This window comes from Rhodanobacter sp. B04, assembly GCF_002001125.1.
Lineage (GTDB): Bacteria > Pseudomonadota > Gammaproteobacteria > Xanthomonadales > Rhodanobacteraceae > Rhodanobacter.
In genome coordinates this window covers 359,153-379,908 of record NZ_MUNV01000005.1, presented here as the reverse complement: position 1 = coordinate 379,908, position 20,756 = coordinate 359,153, and the positions used below count along the sequence as shown (strand labels likewise).

At 66.2% G+C, this 20,756-nt stretch carries 13 protein-coding genes; 5 read left to right on the top strand and 8 right to left on the bottom strand.

The window, feature by feature from the left end; all coding sequences use genetic code 11:
• Positions 1–4: 4 nt before the first annotated feature.
• The 5 genes from B0E46_RS01660 to B0E46_RS01640 all read right to left on the bottom strand — a co-directional run bounded on the left by B0E46_RS01660 (position 5) and on the right by B0E46_RS01640 (position 6,253).
• Positions 5–1,348 carry a peptidylprolyl isomerase gene (locus B0E46_RS01660; RefSeq protein ID WP_077553954.1) on the bottom strand — a complete coding sequence of 448 codons (1,344 nt, stop codon included), beginning with the start codon at positions 1,346–1,348 and terminating at the stop codon, positions 5–7.
• Between the two features lie 25 nt (positions 1,349–1,373).
• Positions 1,374–3,806 carry an LPS assembly protein LptD gene (gene lptD / locus B0E46_RS01655; RefSeq protein ID WP_139350379.1) on the bottom strand — a complete coding sequence of 811 codons (2,433 nt, stop codon included), beginning with the start codon at positions 3,804–3,806 and terminating at the stop codon, positions 1,374–1,376.
• A 299-nt stretch (positions 3,807–4,105) separates the two neighbouring features.
• A complete protein-coding gene (locus B0E46_RS01650; protein WP_077553952.1) occupies positions 4,106–5,026 on the bottom strand; it encodes a histone deacetylase family protein in 921 nt (306 codons plus the stop codon).
• Positions 5,027–5,034: 8 nt separating this feature from the next.
• Positions 5,035–5,607, bottom strand: a complete 573-nt coding sequence (locus tag B0E46_RS01645; RefSeq protein WP_077553951.1) for a cob(I)yrinic acid a,c-diamide adenosyltransferase — start codon at positions 5,605–5,607, stop codon at positions 5,035–5,037.
• A gap of 19 nt (positions 5,608–5,626) precedes the next feature.
• Positions 5,627–6,253 (bottom strand): hypothetical protein, encoded by a 627-nt coding sequence (locus B0E46_RS01640; protein ID WP_077554160.1) that lies wholly within the window; start codon positions 6,251–6,253, stop codon positions 5,627–5,629.
• A gap of 110 nt (positions 6,254–6,363) precedes the next feature.
• Between B0E46_RS01640 and ubiH the strand changes: the two genes are divergently transcribed.
• The 3 genes from ubiH to B0E46_RS01625 are packed head-to-tail and all read left to right on the top strand — an operon-like array spanning position 6,364 to position 9,621.
• Positions 6,364–7,569, top strand: coding sequence for a 2-octaprenyl-6-methoxyphenyl hydroxylase (gene ubiH, locus B0E46_RS01635; protein ID WP_254425001.1), 1,206 nt, complete (start codon positions 6,364–6,366; stop codon positions 7,567–7,569).
• Positions 7,566–8,777: a UbiH/UbiF/VisC/COQ6 family ubiquinone biosynthesis hydroxylase gene (locus B0E46_RS01630; protein ID WP_077553949.1), complete on the top strand. Its 1,212-nt coding sequence runs from the start codon at positions 7,566–7,568 to the stop codon at positions 8,775–8,777. The genes ubiH and B0E46_RS01630 overlap by 4 nt, the downstream gene beginning before the upstream one ends.
• A gap of 49 nt (positions 8,778–8,826) precedes the next feature.
• Positions 8,827–9,621, top strand: coding sequence for a dienelactone hydrolase family protein (locus B0E46_RS01625; protein WP_077553948.1), 795 nt, complete (start codon positions 8,827–8,829; stop codon positions 9,619–9,621).
• A gap of 125 nt (positions 9,622–9,746) precedes the next feature.
• Here the strand turns inward: B0E46_RS01625 and B0E46_RS01620 are convergent, their stop codons facing one another.
• Entirely contained in the window at positions 9,747–11,213 is a 1,467-nt protein-coding gene (locus B0E46_RS01620) for a GTPase (protein WP_077553947.1), read from the bottom strand.
• A 132-nt stretch (positions 11,214–11,345) separates the two neighbouring features.
• Between B0E46_RS01620 and B0E46_RS01615 the strand changes: the two genes are divergently transcribed.
• Together B0E46_RS01615 and B0E46_RS01610 are read left to right on the top strand one after the other, a co-directional pair.
• Positions 11,346–14,942 carry a hybrid sensor histidine kinase/response regulator gene (locus tag B0E46_RS01615; protein WP_077553946.1) on the top strand — a complete coding sequence of 1,199 codons (3,597 nt, stop codon included), beginning with the start codon at positions 11,346–11,348 and terminating at the stop codon, positions 14,940–14,942.
• 201 nt (positions 14,943–15,143) lie between these two features.
• A complete protein-coding gene (locus tag B0E46_RS01610) occupies positions 15,144–18,707 on the top strand; it encodes a hybrid sensor histidine kinase/response regulator (RefSeq protein WP_077553945.1) in 3,564 nt (1,187 codons plus the stop codon).
• A gap of 2 nt (positions 18,708–18,709) precedes the next feature.
• On the opposite strand, the gene B0E46_RS01605 is transcribed toward B0E46_RS01610, so the two are convergent.
• Entirely contained in the window at positions 18,710–19,132 is a 423-nt protein-coding gene (locus B0E46_RS01605; protein WP_077553944.1) for a DNA polymerase III subunit chi, read from the bottom strand.
• Between the two features lie 77 nt (positions 19,133–19,209).
• A complete protein-coding gene (locus B0E46_RS01600; protein WP_077553943.1) occupies positions 19,210–20,694 on the bottom strand; it encodes a leucyl aminopeptidase in 1,485 nt (494 codons plus the stop codon).
• Between the last annotated feature and the right edge of the window lie 62 nt (positions 20,695–20,756).

Sequence of the window (20,756 nt, the reverse complement as noted above, 5' to 3'; positions counted from 1 at the left end):
CGGCTTACGGCGAGGTGCCGGTGGCGGCCTGGCTGCCGGTCTCGCGCAGTTCGGGCACCAGGATATTGATGTAGGCGTTGGCGCGCAGGTCGCGCAGGTAGTCGTCGTAGGCCTGGTCAGCCTTGCGATTGCCGATCGCCTGGCGCGCCTGGTCGCGTGCACGCTGCACGGTCTGGTCGCTCTGGCGGGTGCCAAGGCGTTGCAGGATGTGCCAGCCAGCCTCGCTCTGGAACGGTTGCGAGACTTCGTTGTCCTTCATGCCGTCCAACTGCCTGGCGATGATCGAACCCCACTGGTCCTGTGCAAACCAACCCATGTCGCCGCCGACATTGGCGGTGGTGTCGTCCTTGGAGTACTCCTTCGCCAGGGTGGCGAAGTCCTCATGCTTGTTGACGATGCGGTTGTACAGATCCTGCGCCTTCTGCTGGGCCTGGGCCGGAGTGACCAGCTCGCTTGGCTTGATCAGGATCTGTCGTGCGTGGAACTCGGTGACCATCGAGCGATCACTCTTGCGCTGATCGATCAGCTTGAGGATGTGAAAGCCGGTCGGCCCGCGCAGGGCTGCGCTGACTTCGCCGGGCTTCATCGAATCGACCGTGTCCGCAAACGCCGGCGGAATCTCGTCCAGGCGCCGCCAGCCGAGGTCGCCGCCGTCGAGCGCATCAGGTGCGTCGGAGTAGCGGATGGCCGCAGCATGGAAATCCATGCCGCCCCTGATGGCCGCAATGGCTTGTTCGGCCTTGGCCTGGCTGGCCTGGATCGCGGCAGCGTCGGCACCGCCGGGAATGCTGATCTGGATGTGCGCCAGATGCACTTCGCCAGCCTTGTAGGTCGGGCTGTTCAGCAGGTTATCGATCTCGCTGTCGGTGACCGTGACCGAATCGTGCACCACGCTGTCATGCAGGCGCTGCACCGTGATCTGGTCGGCCAACTGCTCGCGGAATGCCGCAAAGCTGTCGCCCGACTGTTCAACGGCCGTGCGCAGCTGGTCGGGGGTGAGCTTGTTTTGCTGTGCCACATTGGCAACGGCCTGATCGACATCCGCGTTGGAAATGCGCACGCCCTGATCGCCGGCCTTCTGCAATTGCAGCTTCATCAGCACCAGGCGATCGAGTACCTGTTGCTGCAGCACGTTCATCGGCGGCAGTTGCTCGCTATGGCCGGCATACTGCTGCTGGATCGAGCGCACGGCGCTGTCCAGCTCGCTCTGCAGGATCACGTCGTCGTTGACGACGGCCACGATGCGATCCAGCGGCCGGCTGGCTGGCGCGTTCGGCGTCAACAGCTGGGCATGAACAGGAACCATGATCGCGAGTGCGAGCAGGAAAGATGCAATGAGTTGCTTCATCAGTGAAAGCCGGTGACTACTGCGATTATTGATAGCCGAGAATATCACGGCGTAGCAGGTTATCGATTTTACCGCCCGACGAGCCGAGTCCCTTGAAGACCACCTCGAACATGACGGCATTATCGCGACGATTGATATTGCTGCCGGTGGGAACCGGAATCAGCCCGTAATAAGCCTGGTTGACGTAACTGCGATCGACCAGTCGCAACGTAATGCAGCAGCTGTCGTATTCCACGCCAGCCATGGCATCGATCGTGCCGGTGGGTGCCTCGATCATGTTCTTGATGGCCACGGAGTAAGTCCAGGACCCAAGCAACCGCCAGCGGTCAGCCAGCGGGTAGACCGCCGAAACGCTGTATTGTTCCATCAGCTGACGACGGTAGTGATACGAGAAATTGATGACGCCGTCGGTGCCCAGCCGGTGCTGCAGCTCGAACGAGGCCATGTCGGTGCCCCGGCTGTTCGGATTCCACTGATACTCGCTGTTCAAGCGCCAGCGGTCGCTGAGCTGCAAATCGAGCTCGGCGACATAGTCCGAGCCGGACCAGTCGGTGACGGCGGGCACGGTGTTGGAGGTGTTTGGCAGTTGCACCCGCTGCGGCGTGAAATAGCGGATCTGCCCGAAACTGGCCGACAGCCGTTCGATACCATCGTCGTCCAGCAGGCGGGTGGTGATCGCCCCGGTGAGGTTGTTCGCATTCATCTGGCGGTCCGCGCCAGCGAACTGGTTGGGCGAGAACAGCTGCCAGTAGTCGAACGACATCAGGCTGCTGTCGAACAGCGGCAGGTCGTTCTGGTTGCGGTAGGGGACATACAGGTAGTACAGCCGCGGCTCCAGGGTTTGCGTGTAGCTGTCGCCGAACAGCGAGGTGCTGCGGTCGAATACCAAGCCGCTGTCGAGACTGACGATGGGCAGCGAGCGGCTTGGCGATTGCTGCGTGAACGGCGAGGCGGTGCCGCTGCCGAGCATCCCGTAGTAACCGTAGTCCTGGTAGTTGCCGTCCAGTTGGTAGGTGGTGTAGCGATAGGCCAGTTTCGGTCGTACGAACCACGCCGACGTGCCGAAATCGGCGGAAAGGTAGGGGTAGATGTCCGCGCGCTGGCCGTCGACGTTGTCGTCCTTGCGGAATTCCGCCACCGAGCTGTCCATGCCGAATTGCAGCCAGTGGTTCAGCGGCACGTCCATGCTGAAATTCGCATAGGGCAGCTGCTCGTAGGGCAGCGAGGAGGCCGTGGCGAACGGATTGGTGTTCTGGAACAACGTGCCGCCGAACGAGGCATTCCACCATTTGCCGCTGCCAATGATGGCGGCGTTGGAGGCAAAGGCGTAGACCACCGTGTGCGACAGTGCATTGCCGTAATCGTAGAGGTAACTGCTGTCGGACGCGTGATTGTAGGAGCCGACGAACTGCCAGCCTTGCCACAGCTGTGTGTGATCCGTGTAGCTGACCAGGTAACGGGACTTGCCCTGGGTATCGGCCAGGCCATCGCTTGCGCCATGGTCGTTCGGCACGTATTCCACGTTGAGCTGGCCGCTGCTGCCCGGGACCAGGTAACGGAATTCGCCGGCCAGCATCGATCCGCGCAGGGTATAGATGCGCGGATCCAGGGTGGCGTCGTAATTGGGTGCCAGATTCAGGTAGTACGGCGTGCTGATCTCGAAGCCGGAGCGGCTGCTTCGACCGAAGGTCGGATAGAGAAAACCGCTCTTGCGCTGGTGGTCCACCGGAAAACTGAAGTACGGCAGGTACAGGAACGGCACCTTGCCGATGCGCATGGTGGCATCGCGCGCCACGCCGACACCGGCGGCCTTGTCGATGGTGATCGTCTTGCCGCGGAACTCCCACACGTGATGGCCGAGATCGCAGGTGGAATAAGTGGCCATGGAGTAGCGGGTGTGCTGGGCGTCCAGCATCTGCCCCTGCTTGGCGACACCGTTGCCGCGCTGATCGAGCATCTGGTAACGCACGTCATCGGCAATGCCACGGTTGGCATCGGTGTTGCCGCGCATGTGGGTGCCCGCCATCAGCTGGCCGGCTTCCTGGTAACGGACGTTGCCACGCGCATCGTAGTCGGTGGTGTCGTCGTTGTAATCGATGGTGTCGGCTTGCACCCGCTGATCCGCCCGGGTCAGCCAGGCGTCGCCAGCGAGGTGATAGACCGTCTGGTTCGAGCTGTCCACGGATCTGGCCCGGGCATACACGGGGCTGGTATCGCGCAGATCGGAATCCTTGCTGAGGGTAGGGTCGTAGAACTCCAGCATGGCGTTGGGGCGGCACATTGCATAGCTGTATGGCCGCGGGGTGCAGTGAAACGAACCCAGGGGGCATACCTGCTCGGAGCCGTCCAGCGAGCTCTTGGGACGGTTCTGGCTATCCTTGGCTTCGGCTTGGCCGCCGACCAGGGCTAGGGCTGCGGCAACCGCCAGCAGGCGGCGCGGGGGGAACTTGGCCATCACGAGGGAAATCTGCCGACATTGAAGGCTGGTAAAGCTAGCAGAAAGCCCCATCAGGCGGCAGGCAAACCTGCAACCGGCCAGTGCGGGGATTCAGTCTGGGTGAGCACGGGTTGACCAGGATCGTCGCCGGGTGGCGTGTCGAACCGAATCCAGCGCAGTTCCGCGCGCGACCGCCTTGGCCAGCCACGACGACCATGGGCATGGCATGCGCGGCATCATGCAGCTCGCATCTGAACCGGGCGCTCTTCGACGGTCCGCTTCCATGGCGTTGGAGTTCAAGGCTGCCTGGGGAAGGTGATTCAGTCGGCAAGCGTGCCGGCATGTGCGCTTGCGCAGGTGCCCAGTGCGGTGAGGTCGTAGCCGCCCTCCAGCGTGGAGACCAGCCGGCCTCCGGCATGGGTATGGGCGAGGGCCGCCAGGCGCTCGGTGATCCAGACATAGTCTTCCTGGCCCAGCCTGATGTCCGCCAGCGGGTCGTTGCGATGTGCGTCGAAGCCCGCGGAGACCAGCACCAGCTGCGGCTTGAACGCCTGCAGCCGCGGCAGCAGCACGCCGTCCCACAGCTCGCGGAATTCGTGCGAACCAGCGCCGGGCGACAAGGTGCCGTTGACGATGTTGCCCACGCCGCGCTCGTCCTCACGGCCGCTGCCGGGATAAAGCGGCGACTGATGGCTGGAAGCGAACAGCACGCGCGGCTCGCGCTCGAAGATCGCCTGCGTGCCGTTGCCGTGGTGCACGTCGAAGTCGGCGATGGCGACCCGCTTCAGGCCATGCGCATCCAGTGCATGCGCAGCGGCCACGGCGATGTTGTTGAACAGGCAGAAGCCCATCGCCTGGTCGCGCGTGGCGTGGTGGCCGGGCGGCCGCACGGCGCAGAACGCGTGCTTGGCCGTGCCGGCCATGACGGCATCGACCGCCGCCACGGCGGCGCCGGCGGCACGCAGCGCCGCCTCGACCGATCCAGGCGACATCGCGGTATCGGCATCCAGCCATTGCCTGTCGGCCTGCACGGTACAGCCGAGGATCCGGTCGACATGGCCGGCGCTGTGCACCCGCAGCAATTGTTCACGACTGACCTGGGGCGCCTCGACGCGATCGAGCGCGGCATGGCGATCATGGTCCAGCGCCTGCAGCACGACCCGCAGCCGCGCCGGCTGCTCGGCATGTCCCGGACCGGGATCGTGCAGCAGACAGGCGGGGTGGGTATACAGCCGCAGCATGTGCTGGCTTACCCGGCAGGCGGGGGCTTGCGACGGCGCTCGTGCTGCCACAGCACCTCGCCGTGACCGCTGGTGCGTGCCAGCACGCGCGAAATCACGAACAGCAGGTCGGACAGCCGGTTGAGGTAGCGCTGTACCTGCGGACGCACGGTCTCGACCCGCGCCAGGGTGATCACCTCGCGCTCGGCACGGCGGCACACGGTACGCGCCAGGTGGCAGCACGCCGCCGCCATGCCGCCGCCGGGCAGGATGAAATCCTTCAGCGGCGGCAGCGGGTCGTTGAAGCGATCGAGCACCTGTTCCAGCCGATCGATGTCGGCATCCTCGATCATCGCCATGCCGGGGATGCACAGCTCGCCGCCGAGGTCGAACAGGGCGTGCTGCACCTGGCCGAGCACGTCGCTTATCGCGGCATCGACGCCATCGGCGGCCAGTACCATGCCGATCGTGCTGTTGAGCTCGTCCACCGTGCCGTAGGCGTTGACCCGCAGCGAGTCCTTGCCCACACGCGAGCCGTCACCGAGGCCGGTGCTGCCGTCGTCGCCGGTGCGCGTGTAGATCTTCGAGAGACGGTTGCCCATGGCGATCCGGCACGCCGGCTCAGTGGGGCAGATTCGGTTGGTCGGCCTGTTTCATGGCGCGCGTCAACTGGATCACCAGGACATGCACGAAGGCGCCGACACCGACATACAGGGCCGTGGTCTGCAGGAACGGCAGGTACCAGTCGCCCAGATTGGCGAACCAAGCCGCAAAGCTGCGCGGCAGCGGCACGCTGTTGCTGAGCCAGTAGAAGCTGCCATTGGACAGCAGGTAGCACATCGCCCAGCTGACCAGCAGGGCCACGGCGGCCATGCCCAGGGTCTGCAGGCGCAGGCCGACCTGGTGGCGTGCCAGCCAGCTGCCGCCCAGCCACAGGCTGAAATACGACGGGATCAGAAACCAGTAAGCCGCCGATACGCAGTAGTGGCTCCAGAAGTCGATGCCCTGGCTGGTGATCACCAGGTAGTCGATCAGCACCGCCTCGGCCATCAGCAGCGGGAACGCCCAACGAAAACCGGCCCAGCGCCCGGCGCCGCGCAGCCAGAATCCGGCCAGGAAGAAAATGCTCCAGGTGGCGTCCGGCAGCGCATCGAAATGATGCAGGAAGGAGTGGTGCACGCGGGTGACCGCCATCACCAGGGCGAGCACCAGCAGGATGCCGAGGCGTTGGGTCAGTGTCTTGACCATGAAGTGCTCCATATGGGCGTCTGCGAGGCCGCTAGTCTAGCCGAATGCACGAGGACGCAGGCAGTCTCCGCGCGTATCATCGACCCATGAATGACCTCGCATCTCCCGCCATGAACGAGCCCGGCGTCCTGATCATCGGCGGCGGCCTGGTCGGCGCCAGCCTGGCGATCGCGCTGGATGCCGCCGGCATCGCGGCCACCCTGGTCGAGACCGCCGCGCCGCGCACCGACGCCCAGCCCAGTTACGACGAACGCAACCTGGCGCTGGCCCGGGCCACCGTCAACGGGCTCGATGCGATCGGCGTGTGGCGCCACGCTGCGGCCCGCGCCACGCCGATCCGGCATATCCATGTCAGTCGATCCGGCGAATTCGGCAGTGCGCGCATCGACGCGGACCGGCAGGGTGTCGATGCGCTGGGCTGGACCTTGCCGGCGCGCGAACTTGGCGCGGCCCTGTTGCAGCGGCTGGACGCATGCACCCGCTTGACCCGGCTGGCACCTGCGACCCTGTCCGCGCTGCAACCGCTGGCCGCTGGCTGGCGTGCGCAAATCGCCATGGTCGACGGCATGCGCAGTCTCGACGCGCCGCTGCTGGTCGGAGCCGACGGCACTGGATCGTTCGTGCGCGCACAGCTCGGCATCGAGGCCGAGCGGCATGACTATCGGCAGACGCTGTTCGTTTGCACGATCATGCCGGAGCGCGACCACGCCAACCGTGCCTACGAGCGTTTCGCCGATGACGGCCCGATCGCACTGCTGCCGCTGGCCGAGCGCCGTTGCGGGCTGGTGCTGACCGTGGCGGCGGACGAGGCGGATGCGGTTGCCGCGCTCGATGACGCGGGTTTCATCGAGCTGGCGCAGCGCCGATTCGGCTGGCGCCTTGGTCGCCTGACGCGGCCTGGTCGGCGTCATCCGTATCCGATCCATCGTGTCGCCGCGGCGCAGTTGATCGGGCCGCGTGCGGTGTTGGTCGGCAACGCTGCGCAAACGGTGCATCCGATCGGCGCGCAGGGTTTCAATCTGGGCTTGCGTGACGCGCTGACGCTGGCCGAACTGGTGGCGGCAGCTCCGGATCCGGGTGCTTCGGATCTGTTGGAGCGCTATGCCGCGCGGCGTGCACCGGATCGCGACGGAACGATGGCGATGAGCCACGGCCTGGTGCGGCTGGCCTGTTTGCCGCAGCCCCTGCTGGCGCCGCTTCGCTCGCTGGCCTTGCTGGCCTGCGACCGGGTGTCGCCGCTGCAGCGTGCACTGGCACGCCGCGGCATGGGTTTTCGCGGTGAACCGCCGCACGCGGTGCTGGAGCGGCTGCCATGAGCGCGTCAATGCAGGAAGTCGCGCCGCGCCGTCGCGCATCGGCACTGGACATCGCGGTGGTCGGCGGCGGCATGGTCGGCGCCGCTGCTGCACTGGCATTGGCACGCGCCGGCTTCAGTGCCGCGCTGCTGGAGGCGCGCGCGCCGACGGCGTGGAGCATGGGCGATGAAGTCGATCTGCGCGTGGTGGGTCTCGCGCCATCCTCGCTGGCGCTGCTGGATGACTTGGGCATCTGGACGTCCATACGTGAAGCACGTGTCGGCCCGTATGCACGCATGCTTGTATGGGATGCCGAAAGTGGTGCGGCGATCGATTTCGATGCGGCCAGCGACGGACACGATCTGCTCGGCTATATCGTCGAGAACAACCTGGTGCAGTGGATGCTGTGGCAGGCGCTAGAAGCCGCCGGCGTGCGTCGCTTGTGCCCGGCCGAAGTAAAGGATTTCGAGGCGCGCGAGGATCGCATCCAGCTGGAACTGGCGAATGGTGAAACACTGGCTGCCGGATTGCTGGTGGCTGCCGATGGAGCGACTTCGCCGCTGCGCCAGCTGGCCGGCATCGCAACACGTGGTCGCGACTATGCACAGCGCGCTGTGGTGGCGCACGTCCGCACGGAGCGGCCGCACGAGAACACCGCCTGGCAACGTTTTCTGCCGAGCGGGCCGCTGGCCTTGCTGCCGCTGGCGGATGGGCGCAGTTCGATCGTGTGGTCGTTGCCCGAAGCCGAGGCGCAACGCGTGCTTGCACTGGCCGATCAGGACTTCATGAACGAACTCGGTGTAGCCAGCGATTTCCGCCTGGGCCGGATCGTTGCCGTGACACGGCGTGCGGCGTTTCCGCTGAAGCTGCAGTTGGCCGAACGCTACCAGGCCGAGCGTTTCGTGCTGCTCGGAGATGCCGCGCATGCGGTGCATCCGCTGGCCGGGCAGGGCGTCAACCTCGGGCTGCGCGACGTGGTCGAGTTGCGCGACACCTTGCTCGCAGCGCGTCATGCCGGTCGCGATATCGGCGCCGCACATGTGCTGCGCCGTTACGCACGCCGCCGGCGCAGTGCCGACACGCTCGATGCGCTGGGCTTCGATGCGCTGGCACGCATCTATGCATGGCAGTCAGCGCCATTGGTGGCTGCGCGTGGACTGGGCGTGCGCCTGCTCGATCGTCTCGCTCCACTGAAACGGCGTATCGCGGAACACGCCGCCGGACTCTGATTTTCCATATCCCGCAGTGCGGGTAAGCCAACACCTGGAGGAAACTGCCATGCGCATCGCCCGACTTTGCTTTCTGCTGTTGCTGGCTGGTTCAAGCCTGACTGCGCAGGCGAAGATGGTGCAGCGTCCGGTCGAATGGACGCTCGACGGTACACGTTTCCACAGCGTGCTGGTCTACGACGATGCGAGCATGGCGAAGCGACCGGGTCTGGTGATGGTGCCGAACTGGTACGGCATCAACGACGCCGCGGTGCGCAAGGCCGAGATGATCGCCGGCAAGGACTACGTGATCCTGCTCACCGACATGTACGGCGCCAACGTGCGCCCGCAGCAAGGCAATGCCGATCAGGCGCAGGCCGCCGTGAAGCCGCTGTACGGCGATCGCGCGCTGATGCGCAAGCGGGTCAACGAGGCACTGGCCCAGCTGAAGGCGCAGGAGGGCAGTGCGCCGATCGATCCCGGCAAGCTGGCGGCGATCGGCTTCTGCTTCGGCGGTTCGGCGGTGCTGGATCTCGCACGCAGCGGCGCCGACGTGGCGGCGGTGGTGTCGTTCCACGGCGGCCTGACCACCGACGATCCGGCGCTGGCGAAGCACATCAAGGCGCGCGTGCTGGCGATGAACGGTGCCGACGACAAGGGCACCATGCCGGACGCCGACAAGTTCATGGACGAGATGCGCATGAGTCCGGCCGACTGGCAGTTCGTGGTGATCGGTCATGCCGTGCACTGCTTCACCGAAGTGGGCGAGAACTCGGCCGGCTGCCGCTACGACGAACGTGCCGCCACGCGCAGCTACCGGCTGATGCACGACTGGTTGCGCACGGCGTTCGCCGGTACGCCATAAAGGCGATCCGCCAGTTCGTATGGCTGAGTTGGTGCCGAAGTGTTTCGCTTGTCGATCACCAGCGAAAACTTCCAGGTAGTTGGATGCACCGAGCGAACAGCCATAAGCGGAGATAGCTCGGCAATTTAGTCGGTGGTATCGCGCTGGCGCACCGCATCCATCGTCAGCGCGGCCAGCTGGCGCAGCCGCTTGCTGTCGGCGTCGGTGAGCAAGACCCTCAGGCGGGCACCGGCGTCGTGCTGGTCCAGCGCGTGGCGTTCGGCCAGCGAGGCGGCCAGCGCGCGGCCGATCGAATCGAAGATCAGCGCGTAGGCGAATGCATGCAGCACGCCGCCGCCGAGCGTGCCGAGGCCGGGGAAGGCCTTCAGCGCATTGCCGGCGACGGCCAGCACGATCGAGCTGCCGGTGCGCAGGGTAAGCCGGGCTTGTTGCACGAAGTCCTCGACCTGCACGTCGCTGACCTTCACGTTGTAGAGCTCGGCCAGGGCACGCGTGAGTCCGGCGGCGAGCACGCCCTGGATCAGCAAGTCGCTGCCCGGGGCGACCGCGGCGAGCGCGCCGACGATCGCGCGACGCGCGTATTTGCGCACGATGCGTTCGGCCTGTTCGGCACGGGTCTGCGTTTCCAGGCTGCCGGTGCGTTCATGCAGGCCTGCCAGCACGGCCTGCTCGCGCAGGTTTTCCAGCGCTTCGCCACCCTGTGAAGCAAGCCGTGTCAGTGCGTGCAGCAGCGGCTCGATCGCGGGCTTGCGCTGGCGCTCGACCGACTCGGTGCTGCCGTCCGCAAGCTGGCGCTGGTAGCGTTCGCTGCCGCCGGCGCTGATGGCCAGCACCGAACTGGTGATGCCGCGTGCATGCCGACGCAGGCGCGCCAGCAACAGCTCGCGTTCGGTGGAGTCCCATTGGTCGGCCTTGTTCAGCACCAGCAGCAGCGGCTTGCCGAAGTCGGCCAGCCAGCGCAGTTCGTCGGCCTGGCCGCGGTTGAGATCGCCGGCGCAGAGGTAGATCACGGCATGCGCTCGCAGCGCTTCCATGCGCGCCAGGGCTTCGAACGCTTCGCCGCCGGTTTCGCGGCTGCCGGGCACATCCGCCAGCACCATGCTGCGTCCATCCGGCAGGCTGCCGTCGTAATGTCCAACGTGGCGGGTGGTGCCGCCGCGTGCATCGCTGACGAGCTTGGCATGCGGCGCCAGGGCGCCGACCAGAGTGGTCTTGCCGGTGGAGATTTCACCGAACAGGGCGATGTAGATGCGCGCACTGGCGCGACGGCGATCGAGTTCGCCGAGCTCGGCGGTGAGTGTGCCGGTATCCGCACCGTGTTCGCGCAACTGGCCGATGCGCTGTTCCAGACTGCTTCGATCGGGCGCGGGCGCCGGACGCCGCCGGCGACGTGGGCGCAGCAGCCACCACAACACGCTCAGGCCGATACCTGCAAACAGGGTGAGCAGGCCGCCCAGTGTCCATTGCAGCCATGCCGGCAGGGCCAGGAAGCGTTGGGCGAGGGCCAGCGCGCGCTCGGCAGCGGCGAACAGCAGCCATAGCAGCGCGGCTACGGCCAGGGTCGTGAGCAGCAATCGAAGTCGCCGGGACATGCCGGCGAGTGTAGCGCCTGCGACGTGGATGCTCGCCGCGGGCGGCGGGTTTTGGCATGATCGGGAGACGGTTCGGGAACGGACTCCATCCTGGCTAGCCGCCGCGGCTGGCTGGGGCATCAGGGGAAGCTCATGGGGGCGGCATTTCTGCTGGGCATGGCGATGTTGCTGGGCACGTCTGCGCCTGAAATGGCGGCGCATGCGGTTCCGGAACCTACCTCGCTCAAGCTGCCGCCGCCGGCGCCGCCAGCCGTCCCGCTGCCGACTCCGCAGTTTCGCCGCTACGGTACCGCCGAGGGTTTGCCCAGCATCAATGTCTATGCCGTGGTGCAGGATCGTGAGGGCGCGATCTGGTTCGGCACCAAGGGTGGCCTGGCGCGTTTCGACGGCGCCCACTTCAAGGTGTATCGCCACGCCGAGAACGATCCGGGCTCGCTGTACAACAACGGCATCGCCACGCTGCAGATCGATCGGCTGGGACGGCTATGGGCTGCCGGCCTGAATGCTGGCCTGAACCGCTACGATTCGGACACCGACCGATTCGAGCACTGGGGTCATGATCCGGCCGATCCGGCGAGCCTTGCCAGCGATCGCGTTTGGGCGATCGCGCAGACCGGCGACGGTACCCTGTGGGTAGGCAGTGCCGGCGGACTCGACCGCATGCGACCGGACGAGCGTGGCTTCGAGCACGTGGTCAATCCGCTGTTGGGTGCACAGCCCGATGACTTCGGTACGGTCGCCGCGTTGTATGTCGATCCGCATCAACGCTTGTGGATAGGCAGCAGCCGTGGCGTGTTCGTGCGCGAGGCCGGCGGGAAGATCAGCCGCGTGCCGTCGGAAGATGGCGGCAAGACGGTGGACGCGTGGCGCATCGATGGCGATGGCGACGAAGTGCGCATCGCCGCCACCGACGGCCTGCTGGTGATCGGCAAGGATGGCGTGGCGCATCGTTTTGCCGCGGCGGTGATTCCCGCCACCAATGTGATGAGCAGCGTGCGCGATGCGGTGGGTCGACTCTGGATCGGGACGCAGAGAGGCCTGTTCCTGCAGGCCAGCGCAGATGGTCCGGTGACGGCGGTGATGGACCGGCCGTCGCTTTACGGCAATTTGCCGGGTACCTGGATCTGGCAGCTCATGACCGATCGCGAAGGCGGGTTGTGGGTCGCCCTCTACGACGGTGGCGTGGCCTATCTGGCGCCGGGCTGGAACCGCTTCAGCCGCTTCACCCATGTCCCGGATGAACCGACCAGCCTGCGCGATGCCATCGCGACCACCATGGCACGCGGCAAGGATGGTCGCCATGTCTGGGTCGGCCAGCGCGGCGGCCGGATCGACCGGCTCGACCCGGTGACCGGCCAGGTCGAACATGCGTTGTCAGGCTTGCACGGCGATGTGGTCGGCATGACCGAGGATGCCAAAAAGCGCCTGTGGGTTGCCGTGCAGGGCGCGTTGTACCGCATCACCGGCAGCAAGGTCGAGCAGGTCGATCCCGCAGCCGCGCAGTTGCAGCGGCCGCTGGAAGTCGAGCCCGGTCCGGACGGCCAGATGTATGCGCGCACCTTTGGCCGAGGCGTGTTCCGGATCGATCCGGAAACGCTGGCGGTGACCCGGGTGCCGCTCGACGGTGTCAGCGACAAGGTGCTCTGGGGCAGTCAGATGACCTTGAAGGATGGTGTGTTCTGGTACGCCAGCGACGGCGGCATGATGCGGTTGAACGCGTCGCACGACCGCTTCGAGATGGTGCCCGGTGGCCCTGCCGGGCAATCGGTTGACGCATTCGACTTCGACAAGGATGGCCTGTGGGTGGCCAACGCCGACGGGCTGTCGTTCTATCGTTATCGCGGCGATGGCCTGCTGCTGGACAAGCGGATCGACGTGGAGCACGGCTGGCCCTCGGGCAACGTGACCGACCTGCGGGTGGATGTTTCGGGCCGGGTATGGATCTTCGGCCATGACGGCCTGTGGTACTTCAATCCGCGCAGCAACCGGTTCCGTGCGTTCGGTCTGCAGGACGGCCTGACCAATGGCGAGTTCGCGCGTGGTTACGCCTACATGCCCAGCGGCTACATCTATGCGGCGACCCTGGGCGGCGTGATGGCCTTCGATCCGGATCGCGTCAGTGCGCCGGCGAGCGAGCCGCAGCTGTCGATCACCCGGGTGAGCGTGCGCCGGCACGGCAAGATACAAACCTTGCCGCTCGGTCAGCAGCCGCTCGAGATCGGCTGGCGCGACAGCCAGCTAGAGATCGAGGCGCGGGTGTTTTCCTACCTCAATCCGTCAGACAACCACTACCGGTTCCGGTTGAATGGTTTCGACAGCGGCTGGGTGGATACCGGCAATCACGGCGAGCGTGATTTCGCCGGACTCAGCGCCGGCAACTACACGCTGGATGTGATGGCCTCCGGTGCGCGCGATATCTGGACGCAACGCCCGGCACTGCTGCGCATTCATGTCGAGGCGCCGCCATGGGAGCGCTGGTGGGCCTGGCTGATCTATGCATCGCTGGCGGCGACACTGGGCTGGCTGCTGCTGCTGGCATGGCGTCGCCGGATGGCGCATCGCTACCAGATCCAGCTGGCCGAGCAACGACGCCTGCTGGCCGAGCAGGCCAGTGCGGCGAAGACCCAGTTCCTGGCCACGCTCAGCCACGAGATCCGTACCCCGATGACCGGCGTGATGGGCATGGCCGAATTGCTGATGAGCACGCCGCTCAATCAGCAGCAGCATGACTACACCGATGCCATGCAGCGTTCCGGCGGCATGCTGCTGAAGCTGCTCAACGATGCGCTGGACCTGGCGCGCATCGAGGCCGGCAAGCTGGAGCTGGAGCTGGCGCCATTCGATCCGCGCCAGCTGGTGGAGGAGGTCGCGCAGCTGGAGCGTGGCCTGGCGCAGCCCAGGCATATCCGTTTCGCGCTGGAGATCGCCGACGACCTGCCCGCGCGGGTGGTCGGCGATGCGGTGAGGATCAAGCAGGTATTGCTGAACCTGGTCAACAACGCATTGAAGTTCACCGAGCGCGGCAGCGTGACGCTGCATGCGCAGCGGGTGGCCGAGGACCTCCGCTTCAGCGTCAGCGACACCGGGCCGGGTATTTCCGAGGCGAGCCAGGCGCGGCTGTTCCAGCGCTTCGAGCAGGAGGACAGCCCGCAGCGCCGTGCCGGCAGCGGACTGGGGCTGGCCATCTGCCGCGAGCTGGTGGGCATGATGGGTGGCAGCATCGAGCTGGAGTCGCAATTGGGCAACGGCAGCACGTTTCATGTGCGTTTGCCGTTGCCCGCGCCTGAGTCGGCATCATCGTCGCCGCTGCCGGCGCAGATCGGTGCCGGTTGTTGCTATCGGCTTCTGCTGGTGGAGGACGACGCGATCGTCGCCGCCGTCATCCTTGGTCTGCTCGAACGGCAGGGCCATGCGGTGGTGCATGTCGTGAATGGCCTGGCGGCGTTGGCCGAGCTGGAGCACGGCAGTTTCGATGCGGTGTTGCTGGATCTGGATCTGCCTGGTGTGGACGGTTTCCAGATCGCCCGATTGATACGCCAGCGTGCGGGCGAGGATCGGCAGGTGCCGATCGTGGCGGTGACCGCGCGATCGGATGGCGAGGACGAGGCGCGTGCCCGCGCGGCAGGCATGGATGGCTTTCTGCGCAAGCCGTTGACCGGCGAGCAGTTGGCTGGTGTCTTGCTGCAGATCATGGTGGCACCCGTGTCGGCGTTGCGCGATCCGGCTTGAAGGCCTGGTTGCGCGGCGGCGGCACGCCCAGGTCGGTGGAACATCGTGGAAGTCATGACGCACCGGTTCGCACTGGCGTGGTGGTTTTGGCATGATGGCAAATGATGTGCCGGCAACTGGCGCGTATGGGCCAAGATCACGCGGCCACCGATCTGCGCGAACATGATGGCGAGCGCCGTCATGCCTTGGGGAGCGAATTTCATGGTGTCAGCATGGTGGCTGAGTGTGGTGCTTGGCGTTGCGGCACCCGCGCTGAGTGCGACCACGCCACCACCCGCTTCGGTCTCGGCGCAGGCCACACCGTTGCCGACGCCGCAGTTCCGGCGCTATGGCGTGGCCGATGGCGTGCCCAGCGGAGCGGTCTATGCCGTCGCGCAGGATCGCCATGGCCTGATGTGGTTTGGTTCCTCCGCGGGGCTGGTGCGCTACGACGGCATCCGCTTCAAGGTCTTCCGGCACGTGGCGGACGATCCGTCCTCACTGCCGGCCAATCAGACCTATGCCTTGTTCGTGGACCGCGACAACCGGATCTGGGCCGGCGGCGTCAGCACCGGTCTGATCGTCTACGACCAGGCGACTGGCCGCTTCCGCCAGTGGCAGCATGACGACGGCAATCCGGCCAGCCTCGCCGGCAACGAAGTGTGGAGCATCGCGCAGACGCCCGATGGCCAGCTGTGGGTGGCCACACAGGGCGGGCTCGAACGTGCACGGGCGGATGGCAGCGGTTTCGACCACGTGCCCTTGGATGTCGATGGCACGCATGCGAAATCGTTCGGCTCGACCCGGGCCCTGCTGGCCGAGGCCGACGGCAGCCTGTGGATTGGCGCCGAGAGCGGGCTGTACCTGCGGCGGCCGGATGGCATGCTGCGGCGCGTGCCGCTGGATCCGGCGTTTCATGGTGAAGTCGGCAGTGTCTGGCGTATCGATGGCGGCCGCGGCGAAGTGCGCGTGGCAGTCACCGGCGGCCTGCTGGTGGTCGGTGCCGATGGGGTGGCGCGGCCGCTGGCAGGCCAGCAGCTGTCCTCGCAGCGCATCCTGAGCAGTACGCGCGATGCGCAAGGCCGGCTGTGGATGGGCAGCCTGAGCGGCGTCTGGCTGGATGACGGCGACGGCCCGCTGCAGCACATTCCCGGTCAGACTTTGCTGCCGGGAGGACTGCCCAGCGATCGCCTGTGGCAGGTGTTGCGTGATCGCGAAGGTGGCCTGTGGTTCACCTTCGACCAGTCCAGCATCGCCTATCTGCCGCCAGGCTGGAGCGGCTTCACCCGCTTCACCCATGTTCCCGACGACCCGCGCAGCCTGTCGAACATTGCCGCCTTGTCGCTGCTGCTGGGCCGCGATGGCAAGTTGTGGGTGGGCGGTTTCAATGGCTGGGTGGACAAGCTGGATGCAGCCACCGGCGAGGTCACCCATGTCGTGCAGGGGCTGCGCGGAAACCTCGCGTCATTGGCGGAGGATGCCGCTGGCCGGTTGTGGATGGCCGGTCCCGGTGAGCTCTACCGCTATGACCATGGCCAGCTCATCGTGCTGGGGCCCGGGCAGACGCATATGCGCCGCCCCACTGCGCTGACAGCAGGCACTGATGGGCGCATCTACGCCTCGTCCTGGGGCGACGGCGTGTTTGTCATTGACCCCGATAGCCTGGCCGTAAGGCCGCTCTTGCCGGCCAACGTGGCGGCCAACGTCCGGTTTCCTGACCAGCTCGGTTTTCACGCAGGTCGCCTGTGGTATGCCAGCAGTGGCGGCTTGCTGCGCGGTGAGGGAAAGGATCAGCAGCTGGCCTTCGTGCCAGGCGTCCCGCAACAAGAGGTTCTCGCTTTCGCTTTCGATGCCAGCGGCTTCTGGATCGCGACCGACCAGGCGCTGCAGCATTACCAGGATGTGGATGGCCGTGCATTGCGCGATGAGGTCGTCGACATCAGCCGCATGGCCTTTGTCGAGAATCTGATGGCCATGCGCGTCGACCGCCAGGGCCGGCTGTGGCTGTTCGCCAATCCGGGATTGTGGCGATTCGATGCGAAGACGCATCAGTTCGTCGCCTTCGGTCCGTCACAAGGTCTGTCGAACAGCGAGTTCACCAACGGCTCGACCGAGATGGCCGCGGACGGCACCTTGTTTGCCGCGAGCAGTGGCGGGGTGATCGCGTTCGAGCCGGAGCTGTTGATGAAACCGGACAAGCCGGGGCCGACACCGCTACTGACTCTTACCAGGGTCACGGTAAGACGCGATGGACGTATCGAGTCGTTGCCGCTGGATCGGCCGTTGCAGCTGTATTGGGACGATCGCGACCTGCATGTCGAAACCCGGCTGGCCTCGTTCATCGACCCGGGCGCCAACCACTATGGTTTTCGCATGCGCGGGTTGGACACCGACTGGATCGATGTCGGCAGCGTGGGCTCGCGCGAATTTTCCGGACTGGCGGCAGGTAGCTATACGTTGGAAATGCATGCCACCGGCGCGGACGGACAATGGGGCGTGGCTGCGCCGCTGGATATCCGGGTGCAGGCGGCTCCATGGGAGCGCTGGTGGGCATGGCTGGCCTATGTGTTGCTGGTGGCTGCGATCATCGGCCTGATCCTGCGCAGTTGGCGGCGCCGGCTCGCGCAACGCCACCACGTGCAGCTGGTCGAGCAGCAGCGCCAGCTGGCCGAGGCGGCCAGTGCGGCTAAGACCCAGTTCCTGGCCACGCTAAGCCACGAGATCCGCACCCCGATGACCGGCGTGATGGGCATGGCCGAACTGCTGCTGAGCACGCCGCTGAATCCGTTGCAGCACGACTACACCCAGGCCATGCAGCGCTCCGGCGGCATGCTGCTGAAACTGCTCAACGATGCACTGGACCTGGCGCGCATCGAGGCCGGCAAGCTGGAGCTGGAGCCGGCCCCGTTCGACCCGCGCCAGTTGCTCGACGATGTCGCCCAGCTGGAGCAGGGCATGGCGCATGCCAAGCACATCCGCTTCGTGCTAGAGGTCGCCGACGATCTGCCGCCGCGGCTGATCGGCGATGCGGTGCGGATCAAGCAGGTGTTGTTGAACCTGGCCAACAACGCACTGAAATTCACCGAACAGGGCAGCGTGACGCTGCGTGCGCAGTGTGTGGTCAATGGTTTGCTGTTCAGTGTCAGCGACACCGGGCCGGGCATCCCCGAAGCCAGCCAGGCGCGATTGTTCCAGCGCTTCGAACAGGCCGACAGTCCACAGCGCCGTGCCGGCAGCGGGCTGGGGCTGGCGATCTGCCGCGAACTGGTGGAGATGATGGGTGGCAGCATCGAGCTCGAATCGCGCCTCGCGCATGGCAGCACCTTCCGCGTGCGTCTGCCGTTGGCCGAACCGGCACAGGCGCAGCCGGCATCGCCAACGGACGAGCAGAAAGGCCGTCGCTACCGTCTGCTGCTGGTGGAGGACGACACGATCGTGGCGGCGGTCATCGGCGGCCTGCTGGAACGGCAGGGGCATGCCGTGGTGCATGTCATCAATGGCCTCGCCGCGCTGGCCGAGCTGGCGCTGGCGCGTTTCGATGCGGTGCTGCTGGATCTGGACCTGCCCGGTGTGGACGGGTTCCAGATTGCCCGGTTGATCCGCCAGCGCGAGCAGGCCGGCCGGCATCTGCCGATCATCGCGGTGACCGCACGCTCGGGCAGCAGGGATGAGGCGCGCGCCCGCGCGGCAGGCATGGACGGTTTTCTGCGCAAACCGCTCACCGGTGAACAACTGGCTGTTGCCCTGGCCCAGGTTGTGGCGGGCAAGGGCGCCGAGCCGGGCTGAACCTACATGTCGTTCTTGTGCAGCTCGAAACCGCGCTGCTGGTATTCGCGCCAGCGGGTGCGCGAACCATCGCGTTCGGCCGGCTCGGCGGCGACCACTTCCAGCACACGCTGGTAGCGGCCCGTGGGGCAGGTTTCGCGCAGGTTGATCACCAAGGGGCGATCCTCGCTGTCGATGCCCGGCGGCACGATCAGCACGGCGGTCTGCGCATCGTCATCGTCGCCGGCCAGCTGGTGCGGGATCATCGCGTCCTCGTCGAACGCCCACAGCAGCTCGTCGAGTGCCTCGGCCTGCGCGTAGTCGCGGGTCAGGATCAGCGTGGGCTGCTGGGTGGCGAACGCTTTCTTCGCCAGCTCGCACACCAGCAGCAACGGCTGCTCGCGGAAGCGCGGCTTGTCGATCAGGTAGAAATCGGCACGGGGCATAGGGCGAAGAATGAGAAGTGAGAAGTGAGAAGTGAGAATAGTGGCTTTGGACTTGCTATTTTCTCACTCCTCTTTACTCACTTCTGGTTCAACAGCCACTGCACCAGCAACGCGACCGGGCGGCCGGTGGCCAATCCCTTGCGGCCTTCGTCCCAGGCGGTGCCGGCGATGTCCAGGTGCGCCCAGCGCTGGCCGTCGGTGAAGCGCGACAGGAAGCAGGCGGCAGTGATCGCGCCGGCACTCTTGCCGCCGATGTTGGCGACGTCGGCGAAGCCGGAGTCGAGCTGGGCCTGGTAGTCGTCCCACAGCGGCAGGCGCCATGCGCGGTCGAGCGTCGCCTCACCGGCGGCGAGCAGTTCGGCGGCGAGATCGTCGTGCTTGCTCATCAGGCCGGTGGCGTGCTTGCCCAGCGCGATCACGCAGGCGCCGGTGAGGGTGGCGGCGTCGATCAGGGTATGCGGCTGGAACGTCTGCGCGGTGTAGGTGAGCGCGTCGCACAGGATCAGCCGGCCTTCGGCGTCGGTGTTGAGTACCTCGATGGTCAGGCCGGACAGGCTGGTCAGCACGTCGCTGGGGCGGTAGCTGTCGCCGTCGGGCATGTTCTCCACGCTCGGCACCACGCAGACCAGGTTCAGCTTGAGGCCCATCTTCACCGCCGCGACGAACGCGCCAAGCACGCCGGCGGCGCCGCCCATGTCGAACTTCATCTCTTCCATGCCGGCGCCGGGCTTCAGGCTGATGCCGCCGGAGTCGAAGGTGACGCCCTTGCCGACAAACGCGTAGGGCTTGTCGCCTTCGTTGCCGCCCTGGTACTGCAGCACGATCAGTCGCGGCTTGTTGACCGAACCGCGGCCTACCGCCAGCAGCGAGCCGAAGCCGAGCTTGTCCATCTCGACCTCGTCGAGCACCTTGCAGCTGACCTTGTCTTTGCCTTCGGCAAAGGCCTGTGCCTGCGCGGCGATATACGCCGGGTTGCAGATGTTCGGCGGCAGGTTGGCCAGGTCGCGGGCGAAGCGCACGCCTTCGGCGATCGCGCGTGCCTGGTCCAGGCCGGCGTGTGCGTCGTCGCCTGCGGCAAACGTGATGGCGCCGAGTTCAGGCTGCTTGCTCTTGTCGCGCGGCTTGAAGGTGGCGGTGTAACGGTAGGCGGCATGGTCGCTGGCCAGTGCGGCGACACGTACGCGCCAGGCATGGTCGCGGCCCGGTACGTCGACTTCGGTCAGATACGACACGGCCTCGGTGAGCGGCAGTTTGCCCAGCACACGTGCCGCTTCGAGGTTCACTTTCTGGAAGCGCGCCGAGTCGAACGATTTCTGCGCGCCCAACCCGACCACCAGCACGCGCTTCGCGGCGACGCCGGCCGGCGCGAACAGCAGGGTGGTGCTGCCGGCCTTGCCGCTGATGTCGCCACTCTCCACCTGGCGCTTGATCAGCCCGTCGGTGGCGCTGTCGACCCGGGCGGCGGCGCTGGTCAGCACGCCGTGTTCGTACACACCGATCAGCACGCAGGCGGCATCAACGGTTTCGGGGGCGGCGGTGCCAAGGCTGAACTGGAGTGTCATCGGGGTGGTTCCGGTATGGGCCCGGCCAGGGCCGGACAGGCTAAACTCGTGGTTTGTCGGCC

Coding starts and splice junctions, on each gene's coding strand:
- B0E46_RS01660 (WP_077553954.1), bottom strand. CDS start 1,348: ATGAAGCAACTCATTGCATCTTTCCTGCTCGCACTCGCGATCATGGTT.
- B0E46_RS01650 (WP_077553952.1), bottom strand. CDS start 5,026: ATGCTGCGGCTGTATACCCACCCCGCCTGTCTGCTGCACGATCCCGGT.
- B0E46_RS01645 (WP_077553951.1), bottom strand. CDS start 5,607: ATGGGCAACCGTCTCTCGAAGATCTACACGCGCACCGGCGACGACGGC.
- B0E46_RS01640 (WP_077554160.1), bottom strand. CDS start 6,253: ATGGTCAAGACACTGACCCAACGCCTCGGCATCCTGCTGGTGCTCGCC.
- ubiH (WP_254425001.1), top strand. CDS start 6,364: ATGAACGAGCCCGGCGTCCTGATCATCGGCGGCGGCCTGGTCGGCGCC.
- B0E46_RS01630 (WP_077553949.1), top strand. CDS start 7,566: ATGAGCGCGTCAATGCAGGAAGTCGCGCCGCGCCGTCGCGCATCGGCA.
- B0E46_RS01625 (WP_077553948.1), top strand. CDS start 8,827: ATGCGCATCGCCCGACTTTGCTTTCTGCTGTTGCTGGCTGGTTCAAGC.
- B0E46_RS01620 (WP_077553947.1), bottom strand. CDS start 11,213: ATGTCCCGGCGACTTCGATTGCTGCTCACGACCCTGGCCGTAGCCGCG.
- B0E46_RS01615 (WP_077553946.1), top strand. CDS start 11,346: ATGGGGGCGGCATTTCTGCTGGGCATGGCGATGTTGCTGGGCACGTCT.
- B0E46_RS01610 (WP_077553945.1), top strand. CDS start 15,144: ATGGTGTCAGCATGGTGGCTGAGTGTGGTGCTTGGCGTTGCGGCACCC.
- B0E46_RS01605 (WP_077553944.1), bottom strand. CDS start 19,132: ATGCCCCGTGCCGATTTCTACCTGATCGACAAGCCGCGCTTCCGCGAG.
- B0E46_RS01600 (WP_077553943.1), bottom strand. CDS start 20,694: ATGACACTCCAGTTCAGCCTTGGCACCGCCGCCCCCGAAACCGTTGAT.